The following is a 19,681-nucleotide window of genomic DNA, read 5'->3' on the forward strand; positions in this document are numbered from 1 at the left end:
AACATTCCGCTTTTTTTCTGATTTAGTTTGTATATCCTAAAATTGAAATTATATTTGCAGCCGCTTACGGCGATATGGTGCCTTAGCTCAGTTGGTAGAGCAATGGACTGAAAATCCATGTGTCCCTGGTTCGATTCCTGGAGGCACCACAAAAAATCCTTACTTAACAGTAAGGATTTTTTTGTTTTTAGTTGTACGGTTATTGTACAGATTTTTTTTAATATGACCTCAACTTAGCTTTTTGTATAATATTTGCGTGCATATCAAAAATTCTTAAAATGATATCTCGGTCATAATTATCTAACTCATTCATCTCCAATTCTGAATAAAGAGGCATTATTCCATCATTAAATCCTAAATAATGATATTTTTTCATTAGAGTTGAAAGTCTATGTTGATACCATATTTCCAAATTGTTCTCTTCATAAAGATTTTTATTTCTTTCTGCGAATAATTCATCAACTAGAAGTATTAAAATTTCAAAGTTTCTTTCGATTTCAAGAAGCGGATTCTTAATTAACTTTTCTAATCGTTTACGATAGTCATCGTTTATATTTATACTACCCGCTATGGACTTTGCGTAAATTGCTTCACTAAGTTTTGTTCTCAAAAACATTACCCAACTTCCCGTTTTTGGAGCTCTCCCTTCAGTGATTTCAAAATTTCTTTCGATTTCATCAAACAAACCTTTCAAATATTCTGCACGCCTATCAAGTCTAATTTCTGCTATCTGCTTGTCAAAATCTTCCTTTTGTTGAATATTAGCTGCTATTTGTGCTGTAAAAGACCTGTAAACTAAAAAAGCTGCTAAAAGATTAATAAATGGTGCTGTAATACCTCCAATCGTATCACCAATATTTCCAGTTTCTGTAAAATCAAATATGGGAGGGAGTTGAGTAAAAATAATTGGCGTAAGTAATATTAAAAGGACAACCGAAATTAATAGCAACCTTTGTTTTTTGGTATTACCTGTTAGCCTTTTGATTTTATCTTCGACAGTCTCCTCTTTAGAATCTTCCATTTCTCATATTATTTCTAATTTTCACGTTTATCTAACTACAATTCAAATAACAATAAATATCGCAAAAACACTACTAGTTAAATTATGCCATTATAACTTTAGTTTTGTAAAGGCCGAGTATCATTTGCTAAAATGAACCTAAGCTTAGAAATCTCAAACCACAATAATCACCAAATTCGCTGCACCTTTCTTTCTGTAAAATCATCGATGTTTACTGGCTTATCCGAGTTATTTTCAATGGTACATTCTGTATAATCGGCATTTGGGAATACCTGATTCGTTAATACATATTGCCCTTTATTAATGAACAATTCTATCGAAGAGTGGTCTAAAAGCATCCGTATTTCAATGGGGTCTTCCGGTAGATTGGTCAACGGTATTTGCTGAATTCCTTCCGCAAATTTTTCACTGAAATCGGTCTTACCCGATTTTGCCCTATCAAAAGTGACCCTTTTATTATACCGGTCAAACGTAATATCTAAACTGTCCCCTGTTTCGTTACTAAAGAGAATTTTCATATTCGGGTTGTTTACCGTAAATGTTATTTCAGATTGATTACCATATTTAAGGGCAATTATTTTCTTCTGATTTTCTTTGAGCTCAAAGGCATTTTCAGGATAGGCTTCATCAATAATTTCCTTCAGTTGGGGTATGGGGTAGTTGTACAATTCTAAAACACCATTGGTGCTCTTCAAACTCAAATTTCGGGGAACCGTCATGGCACTACGCCATTTTTGGGTCGGGGTTTCACGGGCATAATCCCAATTGCTCATCCAACCTATAAAAATACGTTCGTTGTTTGGTGTGTTATTATAGGTGACCCCAGCATAATTATCCCTTCCTAAATCGATCCATTTATTTTCTATTTGTTCGGTGGTAAAGGTCGTTCCATCAAAATCACCGATAAAATATTGGGTTCCGCTACCCCCGTTCGGGGCACCGGGATTAATACTGATCAACAACACCCACTTCACCTCCTCTGTTCCTTCAATTTTCAAGGGGAACATATCGGGACATTCCCAAACGCCGCCATGCGATCCTTTGTCCTTTCCGAACTCACTTACTTTTTTCCATTCTTTAAGGTTTTCAGAATTCCATATTTGCAGATGGTCCCCCGCTACTAAGAGCATCGACCAAAGCTGTTCCTTTTCGTTCCAAAAAACCTTGGGATCCCTAAAATCCTTTATTCCTGGATTCTTGATCACAGGATTATCCTCATATTTGGACCAACTATCCCCGTTATCCAAACTATACGCAATACCCTGAGTCTGAAAGTCGGTTTTCCCAGCTTGCTCGCCTTCCATGTCATGATATGTGAATATCGCGACCATCGGGGGAGTTGTATCTGTTCCAAAGCCGGAAGTATTCTTCGTATCGACCACGGCACTGCCCGAAAAAATAAAACCATTCTTGTCCGGAAAAAGGGCAATGGGCTTATGTTGCCACTTTACCAAATCTTCACTTACCGCATGGCCCCAATGCATGGGTCCCCAAACCGTACTATCTGGATAATATTGATAAAATAAGTGGTAGGTTCCGTTGTGATAAACGAGTCCGTTCGGGTCGTTCATCCACTTTTCTTCCGGAGAAAAATGAAACTGTGGCCTATAAGGTTCCGTATATGAGGACAAGGTCGACTTACTTGTTTCTTTATTTTCTTTTTTGTTTTGCCGTTCACAACCAAAACTAAAAAACGCCAAAGCAACGACTAGGATACCGATGCCTATTTTACCTAACCTTTTAACCATATATTCACTTTTATCTCTACGCCCTTGGACACTAAAAATACTACCTTTACAGGTATGAAATCTATCAAAAATAGACTAATTTTTAGTTTCTTATTTTTCATTGCCATTCCAATGGTTGTGTGCGCACAAAGCGGTTTAGACCGTGCTTTAAGAACATGGAACAAAGAATCGGTTCCTTACATTTATCCAGAGAATTTACCGATGCCAGATTCTATTCTTTATTTAGACACGCGTGAAAAAGAGGAATTTGATGTTAGCCATTTGAAAGATGCCCTATGGGTTGGGTATAAAGATTTTGATGTAGCGCAAGCACTACGAGAGATTCCAGATAAATCACAGGCCATCATTGTTTATTGCTCCATCGGGGTGCGTTCAGAGAACATTGGGGAAAAATTGAAGTCGCTTGGCTATGAAAAAGTACTTAACCTTTATGGTGGAATTTTTCAATGGAAAAATCAAGGGGGAGAAGTGTATAATGGTAACGGAATGCCTACCGATAGTGTTCATGCCTTTAATAAACATTGGGGGAAACTATTGCGAAAAGGAGTAAAGGTATATTAGTTAGGAGATCGAAAAAATAAATTATTACGTTGGGAATACTACTGAACAATAGAGAAGAGCGAGATGAAAAGGTCATTGATTTCACATTGGCCAGTTCAAAAAATTTATTACTTATTTTTACCCGAAATCCCGAATTAGGAAAGGGAAAAAGACGCTTGGCAGCCACCGTTGGAGACCAAGCAGCATTGGACATCTACCAGTTTTTGTTGCACCATACCGTAAAAATCACGAAGAATCTCTATGCCGAAAAAATGGTATATTATTCCGAAGAAATCTGGGAAAACGATATTTGGGACAATTCCAAATTTGGCAAAAAGCTGCAACAAGGTTCCGGTTTAGGGGAACGTATGGCGAATGGCTTCCTGACCGGATTCGAAAACGGATTTGAAAAAATCATTATCATTGGCAGCGACATGTACGATCTCTCGCAAGATGATTTGGAAGAGGCCTTTAAAACACTGGATAAGAACGATTTTGTCGTTGGGCCTGCTGAGGATGGTGGTTATTATTTGCTAGGAATGAAAAAATACACCCCTAAACTGTTCAAGAACAAAGATTGGGGAACAAAAAGTGTTTTAAACGATACGTTAACCGACCTGTGCGATGAAAAAGTAGCCCTGATGCAAACCAGAAACGATGTAGATTATTATGAGGATATAAAAGAAGTAGAAGCCTTCAAACCCTTTTTAAAACATATGAATTCATGATACAAAGTCAATTAGAAGAATCTGTAGCCTACCTTAAAAACAAAGGTTTTGACAAGCCAGAAATAGGGATCGTACTAGGTACGGGCTTAGGCAAATTGGTCGATAAAATTGAAGACCCCGTAGATGCCCACTATAACCATATTCCATTTTTTCCATTGGCGACGGTAGAGTTCCACTCTGGGAAATTGGTCTATGGATCCATTTCCGATAAAAAAGTGGTCGTCATGCAAGGTCGCTTTCATTTATATGAAGGATATGACTTTTTAGACATTACCTACCCCATACGCGTGATGCACATGCTGGGTATTAAAAAACTTTTCATCTCCAATGCCGCAGGAGCTATAAACCTCGACTTTAAAAAAGGCGATATGATGTTGATCGAAGACCATATCAACTTACAGGGCGGTTCGCCTTTAGCATTCAAAAATGTCGGTCAGTTCGGCGAACGTTTTGCCGACATGTCAGAACCTTATGATGTGGATATGCGCAGCAAACTGATGTCCATTGCCAAAGCGAATGATATTTCAGTAAAAACGGGGGTGTATGCCTCAGTCGTAGGGCCTCAACTCGAAACGAAAGCGGAATATAGAATGCTGAAAATTCTTGGGGCAGACGCGGTAGGCATGAGTACTGTACCCGAAGTGATCGTAGCGAACCATTTATCCCTTCCTGTTGTGGCAGTGTCGGTATTGACGGATGAATGTGACCCGAATGATCTTAAACCTGTAGATATCGGGGAAATCATTGCTATTGCAGAAAAAACGGAACCTAAAATGGTTAAGCTTTTCCAGGAATTGATAAAACAATTGTAAGATTGCTGAACTCCTTTACTTCCGTAAGAACGTACATCCAGTGTCATGGGTTGTCGATTACCGCGAATAATCATCATCATCCCTGTACTTAACGAGGTACCTTATATTCATGAAGTGCTGCTAAGCATTTCCAAAAATTCTGGCTCCGATTAAATTAAGGGAATTTTAGTTATTGATGGCGGAAGCGTGAATCGAACCCCGTATATCGCCCAGAACTTGAGGAAAACGTTATTTCCGGCAATACGGGAAGGACCGGGTCAATTGAATCTTGGGGCAAGAAAAGCAACGGGTGAAATCCTGTATTTTTTGCATGTGGACACACTACCTCCCAAAAATTTCGACCTGTCCATTTTAAAAGAGATTGAAGGGGAGAATGAAGTCGGCTATTTTAGAATGCGGTTCAATAGCACCGGTACCTTTCTAAAATTCTTCAGCTGGCACACTAAGATCAACCATCAAATCTGCCGTGGTGGCGACCAATCGCTTTTTATAAGTAAAAGATTTTAAAATTATCATTTCTACCATCACCACATCGGCAAGAATGTATGAAGAACTAAGAATGGTAAAACTTCAATGGCACTTTGCCATGATTCACTTTAAACATATATGTAGGAGCCAAGCCAGAAACCTTATATCATTATTACAAAAAGCCCATTACGCTGTAAAAACTTCTATTTTTCCTCATAATCCAACAAAACCCCTTCAGAAATCCATTTGGCCAATGCTTGGCGGTTATCCGGATCTAAAATCCTTCGTTGATCCTTTACATTTCTAATGTTTCCAATTTCGATAAACGTCATGGCAGGATGTGTCTTTTTTACCAAATAAAGTGAGGTACGATCTTCAAAAGTACCGGCATAATTTCTATTGGGTTGATACTTTTTATAGTTGGCCTCAAAGGTCTTGTGAATACTTTCAGCTAATTTTTTACCGTTAGTGCTTTTTTCATGATGATAGAAAAACACGTCTATATTCTGCCCCTCACTTCTACTATCTACATGGGTAACGATTAAACGCTGGTATTTTCCCTTGTTCTCCTTGTACAGATCATTCACAATTTCTACGCGCTGTTTTAGTCGGGCGACTTGGTTCAATGGAATGGTCTTATCCCCTAAAGCAACCTCATCATGGTCTATTTCCAAAACATAATCATCACGTATACCATCATTTTCATCTTGAATGATGATATATACCGAAGCCCCATGTGCCAACAACTCGCGTGCCAAGCGCAGGGTAATATCATAGGCATACTCATCTTCTGCAATTGCCTTGCCTGCATACGTTCCCATTGCCCCGGGATCCGGGCCTCCATGACCTGAAACCAGGTAGTAGACCGTTCCTTTCAACCGTTCACTCTTAGTGATGACCGTTTTGTTCTTTTCCCCAAATATCGCGTAGGTAGTACTTTCGAGTTCCTTAATTTCGTTGGACAGTTTTTGAATGGAATCTACAATGACAACCGTATCTAAGGCAACCTTGGGAATCACATAAGACTTTCCTGCAACAAGATGGATACTATCGCGTAATTGATCACTGTTCATGGCTATAAAATCCTCAAGAACATCATAGGGATTTACGCCCTGTTTACGCAAAAGCGAAAGAATACCGTCGCCAAACTCGGCTTTGACGGTTTTCAACGTATCCTGCGAAGTTGTGGTTTGAAAAATGAATAGGAATAAAACTAAATACTTAACCATGGGTAAACGAAAACAAAGGTTGTGCCATTTTTAGACAAGGGTAATTGCCTACAAAATTCACACTATTCACTGTACTTTTTATAATTCTCGCTAATTATTTTTAAAGATGGCTTATTCTGCGGTGTAAAGCGGTTATCATTTTCAGCACCCGCCCTATAATGGTCTACGAACCATTTCTACACATAACCCACTGAAAACCATTTATCTACTCAAAATTCTAAGAAAACAGACTTTTTACAATTGGCTTGTGATTCCATATTTGGCCGTTCCTCTTTACCATCTACCAGCCGAGGTTTTTTAACGGTATAATCCATACTTCTATACCCGAACTCGGGAAACAAAACTGGTTGTTGCATAGCTGTATAAAGGTCGATAATTTTGGTCTTCCATGGCTGCCAACCCGCAATAAGTTCTTCAGCTGTTGGTGTTTGAGCTTCCGATAGTGGGAAATAGGCATCGATACCTATATAATCCAATTGTTTCCAGAACGGTACGCGATCAAATTCTTCCCAATTGGAGGTATAGGTCAATTTCCCTTTATAGGTACCACGTATCTGCTTTATGAGTCTATTCCAGTAGGCAGGTCTGCTTTGCACGAATGGTTCAAGTTCCGTACCGATACAAAGAATATCCACATGAAGTGTCCGCGGTCAATTGCATGAAGTCACTGTAAAATAGCTCTAATTGCTGCCATTCAGCCTCGCTTATCCATTTGAAGCGTTCCGGTAAAATACCCTTGAGAATCCAGATTTGTGGTTTTAACATGACTGACATACCGTTTTTGTGAAGGATATCGATATACTGCTTAGTTCCCTCTCTAGTCTCACCAAACCCCTGCCGATCTTTATCAAAAATGATTTTTAAATCATTCACCTCATGAATAAACCCAAAAGGCATAATCGCCGCACTATTGGCATGAATACGAACTACCGCTTCCATTTGCTCTTGAACAACTTCATTACGAGAAGCTACCAAACTGACACCATTTATTTTTTTGGGGTCTGCGCAGCACATGACAAATGAATGGCCCACTGCAACAGAACTCCTATTTTTTCATTAGAGACTCTATCTTAACACCCTACTATTTAACGCATGGTATCGAGAAGATATTCCGTAGTCATATTTGCTACAAAACTAAATTTGCGAAAGATATTGACAAGTTGACCTCCTACTTTAATGCATTCAAGGTCCAATCATAGGGGTAATAGCCTATTTGTGCCCCCCTGGGCAATTTCGATCTCCTGAATTTGTTTATGAATTCAACGATCCCTCCCCCTTTTTCAAAATCGCCTTTATACCATTCAAAAATTTGTGAGATCTTAACGTTTTCTCCTTCTACCCGTATAAAATTTGGATCGTTCAATGCCTTTTCTGTTTGCCGCTCTAACTGATTCTCCAAGGTTTTGGATCTGTAGGCTTCGTTAATTATGGGTGGACAGCCCAAACCCGCACAGACCAAGACAAAATGAAATCGAGGTTCGTTGGGGAATTTTGCCCGTAACAAATTATTTTCTATTCCATTTAAGGTAATTGATTTACCTCCTACTTCATATTGCTTTTTATCAAAAAATCCATCCACATCCAATGGGGAATGTAATGGGTAATTATCGACAACACCCTTTATCACCAACAAATTATAAGTATTGATCCAAAACGCCTGGTATTCATCAGGAGTATTCATCGAAACCTCATTATTCTTGGCCATTTCTATAAGCCTAGTCAACGCAATAGGATTTGCTTTTATCGCTTTATAATCAACTTTACCGTCGTTTACATGGGCCTTAAAAAAAGCATCTAACGCATTGAAATAGGTATCGCTCTTTTGTGAGGAAACATTGAAAATTCCGAATAAAAGAAATAGGAACATTAATTTATGTTTCATATCAATCCGTTTTAGAGTTTCTTTATTTTGGTCGATGTTACCCATTGTTAACCAATAATTTACATTCAAAACCTAGAACCCATCTTAATATACGTAATAAACAATACCTTAGTTTGATTTAGGAAAAGGAATTTAAGGCCTTAGAACAAATCTAAATAGCCTCTTTTCAACAACCTATTGTAAAGTAAGTATCTTTAGTTTCGACAAATTTTGAAAACCCACCATCGTATGGAGCATATCGTAATAATTGGCAATGGCATATCTGGTGTTACCCTGGCCAGACATTTACGAAAGCTATCTGATAAAAAAATTACCATAATCTCGGCCGAATCCGATTATTTCTTTTCAAGAACCGCGCTCATGTACGTGTACATGGGACACATGAAATTTGAACATACACAACCCTACGAAAATTCATTTTGGAAGAAAAATAATATCGATTTGGTGAACGGTTATGTAGAAACCGTCGAGACCAACACTAAAAGTGTGAAGCTTTTTGGCGGTTCTACGATTGCCTATGACAAATTGGTAATTGCCACAGGTTCCAAACCTAATAAATTCGGTTGGCCGGGACAAGACTTAAAAGGCGTTCAAGGTCTCTACTCCAAACAGGATCTCGAACTACTTGAAGCCAATGCACCAAACAATAACACTTGTAAACGAGCCGTCATTGTGGGTGGCGGACTCATTGGCATTGAAATGGCAGAAATGCTGCGGTCAAGAGATATTCCCGTTACCTTTTTGGTACGTGAAAAAAGTTTTTGGAATGGGGTTTTACCGGCTGGGGAATCGGCCATGGTCAATGAACATATCCTGGAACATCATATAGATTTGCGGTTGAACACTAATCTGAAAGAAATTTTGTCGGATGAAAACGGCAGGGCTAAAGCCATTGTGACCGATAAAGGAGACACTATTGCATGTAATGTTGTAGGATTAACCGCTGGTGTCACCCCAAATATAGACTTCCTAAAAGGTTCAGGTATCGAATTGGGAAAAGGTGTTAAAGTGAATCGGTTGCTGGAAACCAATGTAAAGGATGTCTATGCCATCGGGGACTGTGCCGAGCAGTACGAGGCCATAGGTAAAAGAAGACCTATAGAAGCGGTATGGTATACAGGTCGTATGATGGCCGAAGTTCTGGCACAAAACCTATGTGGTACTCCTATGGAATATAATCCTGGGCATTGGTTCAATTCTGCTAAGTTCATGGACGTAGAATACCAAACCTACGGATGGGTGTTCAGTGAGCTAAATAAAGACGAAGACGAACAGCATTTTCATTGGAGACACCCCAAAGAGAAAATATGCATCACCATAGCTTTTCATAAAGATTCCCATCAATTTTTGGGCATAAACACTTTTGGTATTCGGTTGCGCCATGAGCTTTTTGACCAATGGCTAAGCGAAAAACGCACCGTAGACCATGTCATGGAATATTTAAAGGATGCGAATTTCGACCCTGAGTTCTATACGGTTTACGAACAAGAAATCGTAGCCAAGTACAATACGGATTTCGGCAAAAACATCCGTCCGAAAAAGAAAAGTTGGAAACGTATATTAGGCATGGCCTAATCAAATACCAAAACACTAAAAAAATACGTATGCGTAATTTTGATAAAAGCATGTCGCTCACGGGCGAACCACCAAAAGCATTGAATACGGGCCAAAAATTGGCCGTTTTGATCGGCATGACCGGTTTAGGCATTCTCGTGCTACAACTTTTCAACCTGAATTTAGGGAACAGCACCCTTTGGCTAACCGTTGCAATGCTAGCTATATTTATGGGTGTCGTATGGTTTTCAAAGGCCGCTTACGGCGATACCCCGAAAGGTATAAAAAATGATGGGGTATGGTTCAAGTCCATTTCCAGTCGTGGTGTCTTAGGCTGGTTGGCCGGTATCGCTTTTACCGGATTTTATATTGTGCTTTATTTTTATCCTGAATATTTAGGCTTGGTCAAAGATGGAGAGAACAAAGGTCTAATCGCCTTATTCGACCCTTTGAGCAAAGCGCTGAGCGGCAATCCTGCCAGTCAATGGTTTGTATATGGCACCTTATATACGGTTGCCATTTTGGCCTTTGGCATCAAGTTCATGTGGAAATACCGACACAATCGTTATGAGCGATTGCGAACCATGAGCGTGATGTTCTTTCAGACCGCCTTCGCCTTCATTATTCCAGAAATCATGGCCCGTTTGAATGGGGACCTGCCCTATTACGACCTTAAAAACATGTGGCCCCTGAACTACTACAATTTTGAACGCTACCGGATCAATGGTTTTATCGATGCCGGCAATATAGGCTTGGCGATGCTATTTTTCGGCATCCTGTCCATCTTTGTGATTTCACCAATTTTAACCTATAAATATGGCAAACGTTGGTATTGTTCTTGGGTTTGCGGCTGCGGTGCGTTGGCAGAAACGGCCGGGGATTCCTTCCGTCAATTAAGCGACAAATCTAAATTTGCTTGGAAAGTAGAACGTTGGGTAGTACATAGTGTGGTCGTTTTTGTAACCTTAATGACAACCGCCGTCATCTATTCGTATTTGGGCAATGACAGCAGTAAATACTGGCTGACCAAAACCTCATTTATAATCGGTGTTGCCGTGTTGCTCACTGCAGTTTTTGTTTGGGTGATGATCTATAAAAGAAAGGAATTGGAAAAAGATGCCCAATATGGGGCGATCGGCTATTTTACGATTATAGCCGTACTGTTGGGAATGCACTTTTTTAGCGGTACCGGAAACATTTTTATTTTTAAAGCTGAAACCTTACGATCTACCTATAGCTTCTTGATCGGTAGTATCTTTTCGGGCGTGATCGGTACCGGATTTTATCCGATCTTTGGCAACCGGGTTTGGTGTAGGTTCGGATGCCCTATGGCGGCCATTTTGGGTTTTCAACAACGTATGTTCTCCAAATTTAGGATCACAACGAATGGGGGGCAGTGCATCTCTTGCGGAAACTGCTCCACCTATTGTGAAATGGGAATCGACGTACGTGCCTATGCCCAAAAAGGGGAGAACATTGTGCGATCCAGTTGTGTAGGTTGCGGTATTTGTTCCGCTGTTTGCCCAAGGGGCGTACTTAAATTGGAAAACGGTCCTGAAAAAGGGCGTATCAATCCGACAGAAGTTCTGCTAGGTAACGATGTTAACCTGATGGAGCTCGTAAATAAAAAGTAGCATGAGACCGATAAAATCTATTGTATGGTTTAGTATATGTTTGTTACTCCTTTCCTTTTCAGGATCTGAGGACAAACGCTATAAAAAAAGCTATTACGACAACGGTACCTTGAAAAGTGAAGGATGGATGCGCTTTAATGTAAAAACAGATTATTGGAAGTTTTATCACCCGAATGGAAAGCTATCCGAACAAGGCTATTTTGCCTATGACAAAAAAGAAAAATACTGGTTTTTCTACGATGAAAACCGCATACGCACCCAACAAGGAGCGTATAAAAAAAACGAGCGTACGGGTTGGTGGATTTTTTATGACAAAAAAGGACGTGTCAATCATAAATGCCAACTGACCAATGGTATTGAAGATGGCTATTGTCTAAAATATAAAGATGAAAAATTGATATCTGCGGAGAAATTCAGCAAAGGTGAAAAAATAAAAGAGTGGAAGAATTTCAGCTCCTTTATGCAAGAAAATAGTTTATCCGATTTGAAATAATGGCAGATATCAAAGTTATCATCCCTGCTTATAACGAAGCAGATTCCATTGCCCTCGTAATCCAAGAACTCCCAAAGACGGTCTCTGAGATAATAGTTATCAACAATAATTCTACAGATGATACGGCCAAGAATGCCCGAAAAGTTGGGGCTACAGTACTTAATGAGGATAGAAAAGGGTATGGTTACGCTTGTTTAAAGGGTTTGGATTATGTGGCGTCGCAATCCAAACCACCCGATTTGATCGTATTTATTGACGGAGACTATTCTGATTATCCAGCGGAGCTAAATAAGGTGGTGGCTCCGATTTTGGAAGACGATCTTGATTTTGTTGTTGGGGCCAGAAAAAAAAGTTTGCGCGAAGAAGGTTCGATGACTCCGCAACAGGTTTTTGGCAACTGGTTGGCCACATTTTTAATGCGTTTGTTTTTTAAGGCGAATTTTACGGATTTGGGTCCTTTCAGAGCCATAAAATACGAAAAGCTCAAGGAATTGGAAATGCAGGACAAAACGTACGGATGGACGGTGGAAATGCAATTAAAAATTTTAAAGAAAAAAATGGCATATACCGAAGTACCAGTACGTTACAAAAGAAGAATTGGTGTTTCAAAAGTATCAGGAACCGTAAAAGGTAGTATATTTGCGGGTATAAAAATATTGGGTTGGATCTTTAAATATAGCATCAAATAATATGGCATTAACACTAGCGTATATCATTCTCGTAATCTATACCGTTTCATTACTGTTGATTTTCTTCTACAGCTTGGCGCAGCTCAATCTTTTGGTCAATTATTTGACCCAGAAAAGACAGAACCAAAATGCTCCCAAATACAATTTGATGGATCCAAAGGAAATTCCTTTCGTAACCATTCAACTTCCCGTTTACAATGAAGAATATGTCATGGAGCGTTTGTTGGAAAACATCGCCAAAATAGAATACCCCCAAAGTAAATTGGAAATTCAGGTGTTAGATGATTCTACCGATGAATCTGTAAACGATACCGCCGCCAGCATCGCCAAGTTGCGGGAGACCGGGTTAGATATTCAACACATACGTCGAACAGATCGTTCGGGATTCAAGGCAGGTGCCTTAAAAGAGGGACTTAAAATTGCCAAAGGTGAATTTATCGCCATTTTTGATGCCGATTTTATGCCGGCTTCCGATTGGTTGAAGAAAACGGTCATCTATTTTAAGGATGAAGAAATTGGCGTGGTACAGACCCGTTGGGGCCACTTGAACCGTGATTATTCCACTTTGACAAAAATTCAGGCCTTTGCCTTGGACGCACACTTTACCTTAGAGCAGGTAGGTCGTAATAGTAAGGGACACTTCATCAACTTTAATGGTACCGCCGGTATCTGGCGTAAAGAATGTATTCTAGATGCGGGTAACTGGGAAGGTGATACCTTGACCGAAGATTTGGATTTGAGCTACCGTGCTCAATTAAAGAACTGGAAGTTCAAGTATTTGGAAGACGTAGAAACCCCTGCCGAGCTTCCTGTGGTAATCAGTGCGGCCCGTTCGCAACAGTTCCGTTGGAACAAAGGCGGCGCAGAAAACTTTAGAAAGACCGTTTGGAGCGTCGTAAAAGCGAAGAACATTCCTTTTAGAACCAAGTTCCACGGGGTAATGCACTTGTTGAACAGCTCGATGTTCCTTTGCGTATTCTTGGTCGCTCTATTGAGCATACCTTCTTTATATATTAAAAACATGTATGGTCATTTAGATTGGGTCTTCTCCTTATTGAGCCTTTTTGCCATAAGTACCATTATTTTGTTTATTTGCTATTGGTTTACCTACAAGAGTATTCAGGGCAGTGGTTTCGAAGCTTTTGTAGACTATATTAAAATATTCTTTACATTCTTCTCGGTTGCCTTGGGCTTCTCTTTACACAACACCATTGCGGTATTGGAAGGGCACATGGGCAAACGAAGTGAGTTTGTACGTACCCCAAAGTTCAACATCAGCACTTTAAAGGAAAGCTGGAAGGGCAATAAATATTTGGCGAAGAAATTTTCGCCGAACATGATTTTGGAATTTGGTTTAATGGTCTACTTCCTATTTGGCATGTACAGTGCCATACCTTTAAACGATTTCGGATTGTTCCCGTTCCATTTTATGTTGTTCCTAGGGTTTGGCTTCGTTTTCTTTAAATCATTGACATCAAGGGCTTAAAAACAAGAAACAATTTTATAGTACAAAAGGATAGCCGTTTGGTTATCCTTTTTTTGTTTAAATCAATCTATAAAATCCTTAAAATCATGATGATACGTTAATTCTAATGGAATTTGTAAATTACGGGTAAAAGAGGGATAAGCGTAATAGTACGCTTAGCGAATTGTTCTCTGCAAGTTAAAAAAATGAATTGATGAGAAAAACAATAATTGTATTACTGACAATTGTTTCAATCAGTTGTCAAGTCCAAAAACCTGAAAAATACAATCTTGGTTTTGAAAAACAGAGTGAGAGTGCATCACTTTCTGACGGATGGTTTAAATGGGGTAATTATGAATTAACAACAGATTCCGTTGCTCATTCAGGCACAAAATCAGGAAAAATCACATCTGACCAAACAGGAAGTACTTTTGGAAGTATTGCATACAAAATCCCCGCAAACTATGAAGGAAAAGAAATAAGACTTGAGGGTTTTATGAAAATCAAAGATGTTGAAAACGGATTTGCAGGTTTGTTGCTAAGAGTTGACGGAAATGGTACTTCTTTGGCATTTGACAATATGCAAAATCAAAACATAACAGGAACTAGGGATTGGCGGAAGTATAATATAACTCTCAACTATCCAGAGGGAGCAGAAAATATATTTATTGCAGGAATACTTACAGGCAAAGGCGAAGCTTGGTTTGATGATTTTGTTATATCAATTGATGGCAAAAATGTACAAACTTTAAAAGAAGTAGAAAAAAAATTATCAAAAGCACAACTTGACAATGAATTTGATAATGGGTCATTGATAGAGATTTCTAATTTGACTTCTGAAAATACTGAGAACCTTGAAGTGTTAGGAAGAGTTTGGGGGTTTCTTAAATATCATCATCCTGAAATTGCAGAAGGGAACTACAATTGGGACTATGAACTTTTTAGATTTTTACCAAAATACATAAAGGCAGAAAACACTATTGAAAGAGATAAACGTCTTGTTGATTGGATTGACTTATTTGGTCAAGTAAAAGAATGTACAAAATGTCAGCCGACAGATGAAGATGCTTTTCTAAAACCCGATATGGAATGGATTAATAATCAAAGTGCAGATTTGAGAAACAAATTGATCTACATTTATAACAACCGTTCACAGGGTAAGCACTATTACATTGGAATGACTGCTAATGTTGGTAACCCTGAATTTAAAAATGAAAATCCATATTCAAATATGCCTTACCAAGATGATGGCTTTAGACTACTATCACTTTATCGGTATTGGAATATGATAAACTACTTTTTTCCGTACAAACACTTAATGGATGAAGATTGGAACAAAAAATTAAAAGAATATATTCCGCTATTCATAAATGCAAAAAACGAATTGGAATACGAATTGGCAACAATTCAAATAATTGGAGATATACAAGATACTCACGCAAATCTTTGGGGCGGAGCAGACAAAATTGATGAATGGAAAGGTTCAAACTATCCACCAATTCATGTTGGTTTTATCGAAAATCAATTGGTTGTCACAGATTATTATAACCAAGAACTAAAAAACGAAATTGGATTAGAAATTGGTGATGTAATTACTAAAATAAACGGCAATGCCATTGATGAAATCGTAAAAGAAAATTCCCGCTATTATCCAGCTTCTAATGAGCCAACAAGACTTCGAGATATTTCGGCAGACCTTTTACGCTCAAACTCGAATAATATTGAAATTGAGTTTGTTTCGGGTAATTCCAAACCTCAAACAAAGAATCTTAAACTATACCCAAAAGACAGCCTTGACATTTATCGTTGGTACAGAAAAAGTGATGGTATATCCTTTAAAATGTTGGATAACAACATAGGCTATGTTACACTTCAGACAATCAAAGAAGATGATATTGCACAAATCAAAGATGAATTTAAATATACTAAAGGAATCATCATTGACATCCGTAATTATCCGTCAACTTTTGTTCCTTTTAGTTTAGGCTCTTATTTCGTTTCTTCTTCCACACCTTTTGTGAAATTTACGAACGGAAATGTTGATAACCCAGGCGAATTTACATTTACAAGTAATTTAGAAATTCCGAGTCAAGGCAAAACTTACAAGGGGAAATTAGTTGTATTAGTCAATGAATTATCTCAAAGTCAAGCAGAATATACGTCAATGGCTTTTAGAGCAGGAGATAATACAACAATTATTGGAAGTACAACAGCAGGAGCAGACGGAAACGTATCAGCAATAATGCTTCCCGGAGGATTAAGAACAATGATTTCAGGAATTGGGGTTAACTATCCAAATGGTGGTGAAACGCAAAGAATTGGAATTGTTCCAGACATAAAAGTTCATCCAACCATTGAAGGAATAAGACAAGGAAAAGATGAATTGCTTGAAAAAGCGATTGAAATCATCGTGAAGGAATAAAACCTACAGAGAACAATGTATCCTATGAAAAATAGGCGAAATAGTAGTTAAATTAAAGGTTTTGGCTCGTATCAAAATTTGTGCTTAACCGAAAGTTTCGTGCTTCGAAATCGCCTACTTTTCATATACTAACCGTATAAAAACAAACTTTAAAATGAAAAACCTTAGAATCATCATCTCTTTATTTAGCTTTTTCCTGTTGACTTCTTGTGCTTTAAAACCAATCACATCGGAATATACATTTATAAAAACTAACATAGAAAATGTTGAATTGAATGATTTAGGCAATGGAAATATTCTGATATATAATGGAGCAAATATTTTACACAAAATGGACAATACCGCTCGACTGAATATTTGGCTGGACCAAAAACCTCTTGGACAAATTAGACCAAGCGAATATGTAATTATAAACCTCAAAAAAGGTAAACACATTTTTAAAGTTTTACATATTGATGTCGTAAATATGAGAAGTGAACACGAAATTGAAATAGATGACAAAACCAAGGTCGTAAAAATAAAACCAACTATAACATCGAATAAATTAGAATTGACAAATGAATTTCCTAAAAATTTCGATAAGTTTAAATATGCTGAAAAAATATAAAAACGCCACACAACAAAAGTAACCGTTACACAAGTCCAAATTTCTAAAAAAGAGAATTTTCCTGATTTTTAAGAATAGGTAGGTTCTTGTTTATCAAGCATATGACATTCTAAAAAACTAATATTAATTCATGATTTGATAGAAAAAGAGGGTGTGCAACAGACACAATGGCCATATGTAATTGCCTGTTCTCCCTTAGTTTGGAATTTCCAACGTAGTGTGTGTTCGCACCGCTAAGTGCTAAAACACAAAACTATTCGTAGCCGATACCCTTGTAAAACACTTAAAAATGAAAAAAATACTTTTTGTACTGTTTTCAATTTTAATCCTTTCATGTAGTTCTGATGATAGTTTAGAATCTGAGGAATTATCTTTATCTGAAAGGCTTATTGGGGAATGGACTTTGACCAATTATCATGACGATTCTTACTTTGTACAGGACCAATATGGGATCATTGAACAGATGGTAGGTGACGAAACAGATTATGGAATTGAATTCACCAATAATCCCAATAAAATCAATACAACAGGATTTTTAAGATATACGCGAGATGAATATGAAATTGTTGCTGGAGAAAAGGTAATTACAAAATCCGCTGGGACGAATTTTTGGGATGGGAACAATGGAGAAGGATTACATACCGGGGAGTGGAGCATTGAAAATGGAATGCTAATCAATAGTGATGTTAGCCCTCAAGAGGGAATTGAATATTCTATAATTTCCTCCATTGAATTATCAGGCAATCGTTTAAAATTAATTTTGGACAACGCTCAATTCGGTTCACACTTAACTGGCAAAATAATGATCGAATACCGGAGAAAATAAAAATAAAAAACCTTTAACTTTGTGCGTAGAATAAAACGAAAAGTTTCCTCGCAAACCCTTCTTACCATAGTTAAATGTTGTACACAAATTAAAAATTTTAGATAGAAATGAAAGCAGTTTCAACTATTGTTCTTCTTATTTTGAGCAATTCATTTATGATCCTTGCTTGGTATGGTCATTTAAAATTTTCAGAACTAAAATGGTTCAGCAAATTAGGGCTTGCTTCAATTATACTCATTAGTTGGGGAATAGCCCTATTTGAATATATGTTTCAAGTTCCTGCGAATAGAATCGGATTTAAAGAAAATGGAGGCCCCTTCACATTGATTCAGTTAAAGGTCATTCAAGAAGTAATTACCCTAGTGGTCTTTGCTGTTTTTACCTTAGTAATATTTAAAACAGAAACGTTCAGGACCAACCATATCATTGCATTCATATTTTTGATTTTGGCAGTTTATTTTATGTTCAAAAAATAAGGGATTAAAGAAACTAGAGGGGTGCATATGTTTAATTCTGACATAAAGAAATCAGCGCGATAGCCGAGAATCCTACCAAATACGATACGCTGCGAATTAAGGTTCAAAAATAGCTTCGTACTAAGAAAATGTAAATTAGAAGAGCATGAATAAAAAACGAATATTTTTCACCGGTGGTTCAGGAAAGGCAGGTAAACACGTTATCCCCTATCTTCTTGACCAAGGTCATCGGGTACTCAACATAGATCTGACACCACTAGATCATCCAGGGGTGGATAATCTTACCGCCGACATTACCGATGCTGGACAAATGTTTGATGCCATGACTTCCTATGCCGGTTTGGATGAATTGGAACCAGGTAACGGCGTTCCCAAATTTGATGCGGTCGTTCATTTTGCAGCGATACCAAGAATCCTACTAAAACCAGACAATGAAACCTTTAGGACCAACACCATTGGCACGTATAACGTCATTGAAGCGGCTGTAAAGCTTAGCATCAAGAAAATCATAATCGCTTCTTCTGAAACAACCTATGGGATCTGCTTTTCTGATGGAAAGACCGACCCGCACCACCTGCCTTTAGAAGAGGATTACGATGTTGATCCCATGGATAGTTATGGCATATCAAAAGTGGTGAACGAGAAAACGGCACGTGGTTTTCAGAGAAGGTCTGGATTTGATATTTATGCCCTCCGCATTGGTAATGTCATAGAGCCGCATGAATACGACACGTTATTCCCGCATATTCTGAACCACCCAGAACAACGTCGTAGAAACACCTTCTGCTATATCGATGCGCGAGACTTAGGACAAATCGTAAACCTCTGTTTACAAAAAGATGATTTGGGATATCAGGTTTTCAACGCTGGAAACGACACCAATGGCGCCCTTTTACCTACAAAAGAATTGGTGGAGCGCTATTTTCCCAATGTACCGCTTACACGGGAAATGGGAGAACATGAGGCCTTGTATTCTAATCGTAAAATACGGGAAGTTTTGGGCTTCAAAGAAAACCACAACTGGCGTAAGCACATCAATCTCGAAAAGGATTTATAGAATTAAGTTCTTTTACGATTGAACAATGAC

Annotated in this window: 20 protein-coding genes and 1 tRNA gene; 15 read left to right on the plus strand and 6 right to left on the minus strand. The window is 38.2% G+C overall.

The annotated features are described in order from the left end of the window. The first annotated feature begins 76 nt into the window (after positions 1-76). Positions 77-149 (plus strand) — tRNA-Phe (locus ACNR9Q_RS00955). A 68-nt stretch (positions 150-217) separates the two neighbouring features. Here ACNR9Q_RS00955 and ACNR9Q_RS00960 read toward each other — a convergent pair. Continuing rightward, a complete protein-coding gene (locus ACNR9Q_RS00960) occupies positions 218-1,021 on the minus strand; it encodes a hypothetical protein (RefSeq protein ID WP_419212707.1) in 804 nt (267 codons plus the stop codon). A 167-nt stretch (positions 1,022-1,188) separates the two neighbouring features. Next, a complete protein-coding gene (locus ACNR9Q_RS00965) occupies positions 1,189-2,769 on the minus strand; it encodes a glycoside hydrolase family 32 protein (RefSeq protein WP_419212708.1) in 1,581 nt (526 codons plus the stop codon). A 54-nt stretch (positions 2,770-2,823) separates the two neighbouring features. On the opposite strand from ACNR9Q_RS00965, the gene ACNR9Q_RS00970 reads away from it, so the two are divergent. The 4 genes from ACNR9Q_RS00970 to ACNR9Q_RS00985 all read left to right on the plus strand — a co-directional run bounded on the left by ACNR9Q_RS00970 (position 2,824) and on the right by ACNR9Q_RS00985 (position 5,356). After that, entirely contained in the window at positions 2,824-3,330 is a 507-nt protein-coding gene (locus tag ACNR9Q_RS00970; RefSeq protein WP_419212709.1) for a rhodanese-like domain-containing protein, read from the plus strand. Between the two features lie 35 nt (positions 3,331-3,365). Continuing rightward, complete coding sequence (locus tag ACNR9Q_RS00975; protein ID WP_419214234.1) at positions 3,366-4,037, plus strand: TIGR04282 family arsenosugar biosynthesis glycosyltransferase; 672 nt, start codon at positions 3,366-3,368, stop codon at positions 4,035-4,037. Then, on the plus strand, positions 4,034-4,849 hold the full coding sequence (locus tag ACNR9Q_RS00980) for a purine-nucleoside phosphorylase (RefSeq protein WP_419212710.1): 816 nt from the start codon (positions 4,034-4,036) through the stop codon (positions 4,847-4,849). The genes ACNR9Q_RS00975 and ACNR9Q_RS00980 overlap by 4 nt, the downstream gene beginning before the upstream one ends. A gap of 216 nt (positions 4,850-5,065) precedes the next feature. Then, positions 5,066-5,356, plus strand: a complete 291-nt coding sequence (locus tag ACNR9Q_RS00985) for a glycosyltransferase (protein ID WP_419212711.1) — start codon at positions 5,066-5,068, stop codon at positions 5,354-5,356. 164 nt (positions 5,357-5,520) lie between these two features. Here ACNR9Q_RS00985 and ACNR9Q_RS00990 read toward each other — a convergent pair whose 3' ends face one another. From ACNR9Q_RS00990 to ACNR9Q_RS01005, 4 genes are all read right to left on the minus strand, one after another. Next, on the minus strand, positions 5,521-6,546 hold the full coding sequence (locus ACNR9Q_RS00990; protein ID WP_419212712.1) for an N-acetylmuramoyl-L-alanine amidase family protein: 1,026 nt from the start codon (positions 6,544-6,546) through the stop codon (positions 5,521-5,523). Positions 6,547-6,755: 209 nt separating this feature from the next. Beyond that, positions 6,756-7,181 carry a glycoside hydrolase family 113 gene (locus ACNR9Q_RS00995; RefSeq protein WP_419212713.1) on the minus strand — a complete coding sequence of 142 codons (426 nt, stop codon included), beginning with the start codon at positions 7,179-7,181 and terminating at the stop codon, positions 6,756-6,758. Then, positions 7,150-7,578 carry a hypothetical protein gene (locus ACNR9Q_RS01000; protein WP_419212714.1) on the minus strand — a complete coding sequence of 143 codons (429 nt, stop codon included), beginning with the start codon at positions 7,576-7,578 and terminating at the stop codon, positions 7,150-7,152. Before ACNR9Q_RS01000 ends, ACNR9Q_RS00995 begins: the two co-directional genes overlap by 32 nt. A gap of 136 nt (positions 7,579-7,714) precedes the next feature. After that, positions 7,715-8,428, minus strand: a complete 714-nt coding sequence (locus tag ACNR9Q_RS01005; RefSeq protein WP_419212715.1) for a DUF547 domain-containing protein — start codon at positions 8,426-8,428, stop codon at positions 7,715-7,717. Between the two features lie 228 nt (positions 8,429-8,656). Between ACNR9Q_RS01005 and ACNR9Q_RS01010 the strand changes: the two genes are divergently transcribed. From ACNR9Q_RS01010 to ACNR9Q_RS01055, 10 genes are all read left to right on the plus strand, one after another. Beyond that, the gene (locus tag ACNR9Q_RS01010) at positions 8,657-10,003 is read left to right on the plus strand and encodes an NAD(P)/FAD-dependent oxidoreductase (RefSeq protein ID WP_419212716.1); all 1,347 of its coding nucleotides are present in this window, start codon (positions 8,657-8,659) and stop codon (positions 10,001-10,003) included. Between the two features lie 29 nt (positions 10,004-10,032). Next, positions 10,033-11,616 (plus strand): 4Fe-4S binding protein, encoded by a 1,584-nt coding sequence (locus ACNR9Q_RS01015; protein ID WP_419212717.1) that lies wholly within the window; start codon positions 10,033-10,035, stop codon positions 11,614-11,616. Between the two features lies 1 nt (position 11,617). Then, the gene (locus ACNR9Q_RS01020) at positions 11,618-12,109 is read left to right on the plus strand and encodes a toxin-antitoxin system YwqK family antitoxin (RefSeq protein WP_419212718.1); all 492 of its coding nucleotides are present in this window, start codon (positions 11,618-11,620) and stop codon (positions 12,107-12,109) included. Next, on the plus strand, positions 12,109-12,798 hold the full coding sequence (locus ACNR9Q_RS01025; RefSeq protein ID WP_419212719.1) for a glycosyltransferase family 2 protein: 690 nt from the start codon (positions 12,109-12,111) through the stop codon (positions 12,796-12,798). Before ACNR9Q_RS01020 ends, ACNR9Q_RS01025 begins: the two co-directional genes overlap by 1 nt. A gap of 1 nt (position 12,799) precedes the next feature. After that, positions 12,800-14,284, plus strand: coding sequence for a cellulose synthase family protein (locus ACNR9Q_RS01030; protein WP_419212720.1), 1,485 nt, complete (start codon positions 12,800-12,802; stop codon positions 14,282-14,284). Positions 14,285-14,477: 193 nt separating this feature from the next. Next, positions 14,478-16,685 (plus strand): S41 family peptidase, encoded by a 2,208-nt coding sequence (locus ACNR9Q_RS01035; protein WP_419212721.1) that lies wholly within the window; start codon positions 14,478-14,480, stop codon positions 16,683-16,685. A gap of 154 nt (positions 16,686-16,839) precedes the next feature. Further along, entirely contained in the window at positions 16,840-17,292 is a 453-nt protein-coding gene (locus tag ACNR9Q_RS01040) for a hypothetical protein (RefSeq protein WP_419212722.1), read from the plus strand. Between the two features lie 289 nt (positions 17,293-17,581). Next, entirely contained in the window at positions 17,582-18,118 is a 537-nt protein-coding gene (locus ACNR9Q_RS01045; protein WP_419212723.1) for a hypothetical protein, read from the plus strand. Positions 18,119-18,225: 107 nt separating this feature from the next. Further along, a complete protein-coding gene (locus ACNR9Q_RS01050; RefSeq protein WP_419212724.1) occupies positions 18,226-18,594 on the plus strand; it encodes a DMT family protein in 369 nt (122 codons plus the stop codon). Positions 18,595-18,739: 145 nt separating this feature from the next. Continuing rightward, positions 18,740-19,651, plus strand: coding sequence for an NAD-dependent epimerase/dehydratase family protein (locus ACNR9Q_RS01055; protein WP_419212725.1), 912 nt, complete (start codon positions 18,740-18,742; stop codon positions 19,649-19,651). Positions 19,652-19,681: the final 30 nt, after the last annotated feature.

It is taken from the genome of Maribacter sp. X9 (assembly GCF_048537565.1).
Lineage (GTDB): Bacteria > Bacteroidota > Bacteroidia > Flavobacteriales > Flavobacteriaceae > Maribacter.

What these genes read in the sequence shown, in the direction of transcription:
- ACNR9Q_RS01030 (WP_419212720.1), top strand. Translation starts at nt 12,800, where the DNA reads ATGGCATTAACACTAGCGTATATCATTCTCGTAATCTATACCGTTTCA.
- ACNR9Q_RS01025 (WP_419212719.1), top strand. Translation starts at nt 12,109, where the DNA reads ATGGCAGATATCAAAGTTATCATCCCTGCTTATAACGAAGCAGATTCC.
- ACNR9Q_RS01040 (WP_419212722.1), top strand. Translation starts at nt 16,840, where the DNA reads ATGAAAAACCTTAGAATCATCATCTCTTTATTTAGCTTTTTCCTGTTG.
- ACNR9Q_RS01035 (WP_419212721.1), top strand. Translation starts at nt 14,478, where the DNA reads ATGAGAAAAACAATAATTGTATTACTGACAATTGTTTCAATCAGTTGT.
- ACNR9Q_RS01020 (WP_419212718.1), top strand. Translation starts at nt 11,618, where the DNA reads ATGAGACCGATAAAATCTATTGTATGGTTTAGTATATGTTTGTTACTC.
- ACNR9Q_RS01015 (WP_419212717.1), top strand. Translation starts at nt 10,033, where the DNA reads ATGCGTAATTTTGATAAAAGCATGTCGCTCACGGGCGAACCACCAAAA.
- ACNR9Q_RS00960 (WP_419212707.1), bottom strand. Translation starts at nt 1,021, where the DNA reads ATGGAAGATTCTAAAGAGGAGACTGTCGAAGATAAAATCAAAAGGCTA.
- ACNR9Q_RS01010 (WP_419212716.1), top strand. Translation starts at nt 8,657, where the DNA reads ATGGAGCATATCGTAATAATTGGCAATGGCATATCTGGTGTTACCCTG.
- ACNR9Q_RS01055 (WP_419212725.1), top strand. Translation starts at nt 18,740, where the DNA reads ATGAATAAAAAACGAATATTTTTCACCGGTGGTTCAGGAAAGGCAGGT.
- ACNR9Q_RS01045 (WP_419212723.1), top strand. Translation starts at nt 17,582, where the DNA reads ATGAAAAAAATACTTTTTGTACTGTTTTCAATTTTAATCCTTTCATGT.
- ACNR9Q_RS01005 (WP_419212715.1), bottom strand. Translation starts at nt 8,428, where the DNA reads ATGAAACATAAATTAATGTTCCTATTTCTTTTATTCGGAATTTTCAAT.
- ACNR9Q_RS00990 (WP_419212712.1), bottom strand. Translation starts at nt 6,546, where the DNA reads ATGGTTAAGTATTTAGTTTTATTCCTATTCATTTTTCAAACCACAACT.
- ACNR9Q_RS00980 (WP_419212710.1), top strand. Translation starts at nt 4,034, where the DNA reads ATGATACAAAGTCAATTAGAAGAATCTGTAGCCTACCTTAAAAACAAA.
- ACNR9Q_RS00970 (WP_419212709.1), top strand. Translation starts at nt 2,824, where the DNA reads ATGAAATCTATCAAAAATAGACTAATTTTTAGTTTCTTATTTTTCATT.
- ACNR9Q_RS01050 (WP_419212724.1), top strand. Translation starts at nt 18,226, where the DNA reads ATGAAAGCAGTTTCAACTATTGTTCTTCTTATTTTGAGCAATTCATTT.
- ACNR9Q_RS00965 (WP_419212708.1), bottom strand. Translation starts at nt 2,769, where the DNA reads ATGGTTAAAAGGTTAGGTAAAATAGGCATCGGTATCCTAGTCGTTGCT.